2 protein-coding genes and 1 pseudogene are annotated in these 4,815 nt (G+C 57.9%); all 3 read left to right on the plus strand.

Translation table 11 applies throughout. The features are described from left to right. Positions 1-73: 73 nt before the first annotated feature. The 3 genes and pseudogenes from M3436_19360 to M3436_19370 all read left to right on the plus strand — a co-directional run bounded on the left by M3436_19360 (position 74) and on the right by M3436_19370 (position 4,815). On the plus strand, positions 74-3,340 hold the full coding sequence (locus tag M3436_19360; GenBank protein MDQ3566147.1) for a TonB-dependent receptor: 3,267 nt from the start codon (positions 74-76) through the stop codon (positions 3,338-3,340). A 199-nt stretch (positions 3,341-3,539) separates the two neighbouring features. Beyond that, a complete protein-coding gene (locus tag M3436_19365; protein MDQ3566148.1) occupies positions 3,540-4,022 on the plus strand; it encodes a hypothetical protein in 483 nt (160 codons plus the stop codon). A gap of 658 nt (positions 4,023-4,680) precedes the next feature. Continuing rightward, positions 4,681-4,815, plus strand: a pseudogene (locus M3436_19370) (coproporphyrinogen III oxidase).

Below are 4,815 nucleotides of genomic sequence, written 5' to 3' on the forward strand. Positions count from 1 at the left end.
CTCCTCGGGAGCGCGTGCGCAATCCTGCGAGCCCGCCGCGGCCAGAGTGACCTCGGTCCAAGGAGAGATGGAGGTGAGCGGCCATGATGGAGCCCACTGGCGGGAGGTTCAGCTCGATCAAGTCCTGTGCGCCGGGCAGCAGGTGCGTCTGATGGACAAGAGCCGCGCGGTGCTTCATCTCCCGAATGAGACGCTGATCCACTTCGATGAAAGAAGTGTCTTTACGTTGCGGGCGATTGAACCGGAGAAGCCCGCGTCGCTGGATCTCCTCCGTGGGGCGCTGCATACCCTCAGCCGCGTGCCGCGCGTGCTGAATATCCGCACACCCTTCGCGAATGTGGACATCGACGGCACCGAGTTTGCGCTCCAAGTCGGAAACGCGGAAACCGCGCTTTGGGTCTACGAGGGGCGGGTGCGCTTCAGCAACACGCTCGGACAATTGCTGATCGCGAGCGGGGAGGCCGCGGCCGCCGCGCCCGGCCGCGGCCCGGAGCGGCGCATCGTGGTCAAACCCCGCCGGGCGGTCGAATGGGCGCTCTATTATCCGCCTTTGCTCGACACCCGACCCGAGCGCTACCCGGAGCCGTTGCGGGCGGCGCTTGCCGCCTATCGTCAAAACGATTTGCCCACGGCCTTCGCGCGGCTCGAGTCACTCTTGCCCGAAGACCACAGTGGGCGCTTCTTCACGCTGCGGGCGGGGTTACTCCTGAGTGTGGGACGGGTAGCGGAAGCGGAGAAAGACATTGTGGCTGCGCTCAAGCGCAATCCGAAAGATGGCACCGCGCTCGCGCTACGCGCGGTGATTGCAGTGGTACGCAATGAGACCGAGGAGGCCTTGCGGCTCGCGCAGGAAGCGGTCACGGCCGAGCCTCGTTCCCCCACGCCTTATGTGGCGCGCTCCTATGCCGAGCAGTCGGCCTTCGACATCGCTTCGGCCCAGAAAAGCCTCGAAGAAGCCTCCCGACTGGCCCCCGAGGATGCGCTGATTTGGGCGCGGCTCGCTGAGATCGAGCTTTCGCTCGGAGATCTCGACGCCGCCCTTGAAGCCGCGCGCAAAGCCGAGCAACTCGATCCGGGGCTCTCACGCACCCAGAGCGTGCTCGGCTTCGCCTACCTCACCCGCATCGAGGTGGATCGCGCTAAAACCGCCTTCGAGCGCGCCCTCGTGCTCGACCCCGCCGATCCCCTCCCCAGGCTCGGGCTCGGGCTCGCCAGGATCCGCGATGGGGATATCGATGCCGGCATCAAGGAGATCGAGACTGCTGCTTCCCTCGATCCCAATAACTCGCTCGTGCGGAGCTACCTCGGCAAGGCCTATTACGAGCAGAAGCGCGGCGGATTGGCTTCCACCGAATTCGAGCAAGCGAAGCTCCTTGACCCCAAGGACCCGACCCCCTGGTTCTACGACGCGATCCAGAAACAGACCACCAACCGCCCGGTCGAAGCGCTCCATGACTTACAGAAGGCCATCGAGCTCAACGACAATCGCGCGGTGTATCGCTCGCGGCTGTTGCTGGATGAGGACCTCGCGACGCGCAATACAAGCCTTGGGCGTATCTATACCGACCTCGGTTTCCAACAACTCGCCGTGGTCGAGTCCGCCAAGTCGCTCAGCCTTGATCCGGCTAATCACTCCGCCCACCGACTGCTCTCGGATAGTTACTTGGGGCTTACACGCCATGAGATCGCAAGGGGCAGTGAGTTACTTCAATCCCGGCTTCTCCAACCCATTACGAGCAACCCAGTTCGCCCAAGCCGCAGCGCCTCGGATATCAGAATTGCCGGCGGTGCGGGTCTTGCTGACGCCGGGTTTAATGAGTTCTCACCTTTGTTTGAACGCAATCGCGTGCGCCTTCTGACCTCCGCCTTCGGCGGGAATCACGGCACCTGGGGCGAGGAAACCGTGCTCTCGGCACTCTACGATCGCTACGCCGTGAGCCTCGGCCAGCTCCATTCCGATACCGAGGGCTTCCGGCCTAACAACGACCTCAAGCAAGACCTCTACGACGTATTCGCGCAGGTCGCTATCGCTCCCTTCCTTGACATCCAAGGCGAATACCGTTTACAGGATCGCGAGCAGGGCGACCTGCGGCTGAATTTCGCTACGGAGATACCTTTTGACATTCGTCGGCAGACGATTGCCGAGGAATCGGGCCGCATCGGGGTCCATTTACGGCTGTCACCGCATTCCGACGTCCTGATTTCGGGTCTCTATGGAGACATTGAAGAGAGACGCCTCTTTTCAGAAAATGACGGCTTGACAACGGAAGTTCTACAGGATCAAACGGGCTATCAATTCGATGCCCAATATCTCTTTCGAACCGAACACTTCAACCTGGCCGCCGGAGGGAATGTGTATCATACGGATGTCGATATAAGCGGTCGCTTCTTCGACACAGAGGGTAATGGAGCTCCGCTTAGTCCCGATTCTTTTGCCCGCGACCAGCATACGGCCTATATCTACAGCCATATCGACTGGCCTCCGAATCTGTTTTGGACGTTGGGAGTGAGCTACGATTCCTACGATGAACGGGACATCGACGTCAGCGCGCTGCATCCCAAGATCGGTCTACAGTGGAATGTCACCGACAGTACGCAGATGCGGATGGCCTACTTTGAGACCTTACGGCCGGCCGTTATCATCGAACAGACCCTTGAACCGGCGGAGATCGCGGGGTTCAATCAGTTCTTCGATGATCCGCCCGGCACGCAGGCCAAGCGCTACGGCATCGGGATCGATCAGCGATTCAGCGAAAGTTTCTACGTTGGGCTAGAAGCCTCGCGACGAGATATAGAGCTTCCCCTCGTTAGAGCGCGTGACGAAGAACTGAGTGAAAAACTTTTCCGTGCCTATGCGTACTGGACACTCTCGCATAACTGGACCATCAGCAACGAATACCGGTTTGACCAATTCGAGGTAGAAGAGCCGCATGGTTTTCCCGAGGGTCGCGTGATGCTCACGGAGACGACAACCGTGCCGGTCACCCTCCGTTACTTTCACGGGGCTGGTTTTTTTGCCGGGCTCAGTGCGACCTATGTCCAGCAGGAGGTCGAGCTGCTTCCATTCGAGGACACAATAACTGACACAATAACTAAGGAAAGCGGCAGCGATAACTTCGTGACCCTCGATATGGCAATTGGTTATCGTCTACCCAAACGCCTGGGGATCCTCAGCGTTGGGGTGAGTAATCTGCTCGATGAAAAATTTCGCTTTCAGGACGACAATTTTCGCACCTCGACTCCGATCGAAACGAACGGGCGTTCGATACCGGACGTGGGTACGTTCTCCAATTTTATCCCTGACCGTACGATCTTTGCGGGGCTCACGCTCAGTTTCTAACGGCCGTTCGCAAGTCACCCGCCCAAATAATCTGTTTAATATGCCAATCTAGCAGATGCACAGTTTGTCGTAAATTGCGGACAACTAGGGTACGGCCGATGCGGGTCATGTTACAGCTGGGAACGTCCGACGACGGACTACCTCGGCGTATTTAATTAACAGGCGAACCGTTCGCCTTTGACGGAAGGAGGGGCATCTCATGAATACCAAGACGCTAAAAGGTGTTGCGCTGCTACTCGCCGGTATTGCCAGTACCGGGTCGGCGGCAACGCTCGAGGGCGAACTCGAGAGCGATCGCAGAGCTACGGATACCTTTCGGCTTGACTGCTATGAAGACATGAGAGGCGCGCGAGCCCGGGTACGGGACCTCGACCATGTCGAAAATAAGCGAGCAAAGATGCGTGTGGTAATGATAAATTGTGGTGTGAAGTGTACAGACGCGCAGGTAGATAAAAGGCCTAGGGAAGATCGTGGCGAAGGCGGTAGTCCGTCCGATTGGGCCATTAGAAACAACGGAAATGGCGTCTACAACGTATTTATCTTCAAGACGGCTAATGATCATGAGGCCTACCGGGTTGAAGCCACCTGCCGCAAAGTTGTTAATGGTTCCATCAAATCCGTTGAACCTGATCGTTTCAAACAGTGTCAAGATGAAAAGTCCTCTAAGAAACCTTGCCCTTAACTACTCGCCGGAACCCTTGAATAAGGTAGCTTATCTATATTCTTATTTACGGACGAACCGTTGGCCTCGCTAATGAAATGAGGAACATCTCATGAATACCAATACGCTCAAAGGTGTATTTACGGCAGTATTGCTTCTCGTTGGCATGGCTGGGTGCACGTGCATTACTGTGGGGAGCAGCAGCACCGGCATCCAAGCGTTGAGATCAGAGGAAACGGACACGCATACCTTTATCCTTCAGTGCCCTCCGGGGACTGTAAGCGCCCGAGCGAACGTTGAGGACTGCTCCTCTAGCGATCGAGCTCTAATGAGGGTTATGTTGACTAGGGATTCTAACGCGGTCCAGGAGGAAGACTTGCCCGCCGGAACGGAGTGCCAACCTTTAGACGGAGGCAGTGGGCTATCACCTACGGGTGGTGGCACTGACGAAGCGAGAGACTCGTACCCTCCAACGTATGGCCGACCTTCAGGTGAAGGCGATGGGCCGTCCCCTGATGCTGTGCTAGCCATGGGAGCAGGCACCTACCTCGTGATGTTTTTCAAAACGGACGAAGGACCGAAGACCTACAGGGGATCTGCTGCTTGCCAGACAGCCAAAGGTCCTGTCCCCGCGATCTTGAGAAAGATCGAGAACGAGTGAAGCCTTTTACCGGTGTCACATCGCACCGCCCAGGAGGTCTGTGCGCCCTTCGGCGCCGAGGTCTACCCGCGCTTCAAACGCTGGTGCGACGAGTATTTCTACCTCCGCCATCGAGCCGAGCCGCGCGGGATCGGCGGCCTGTTCTTCGATGAC

Source organism: Pseudomonadota bacterium, assembly GCA_030859565.1.
Classification (GTDB): Bacteria; Pseudomonadota; Gammaproteobacteria; order JACCXJ01; family JACCXJ01; genus USCg-Taylor.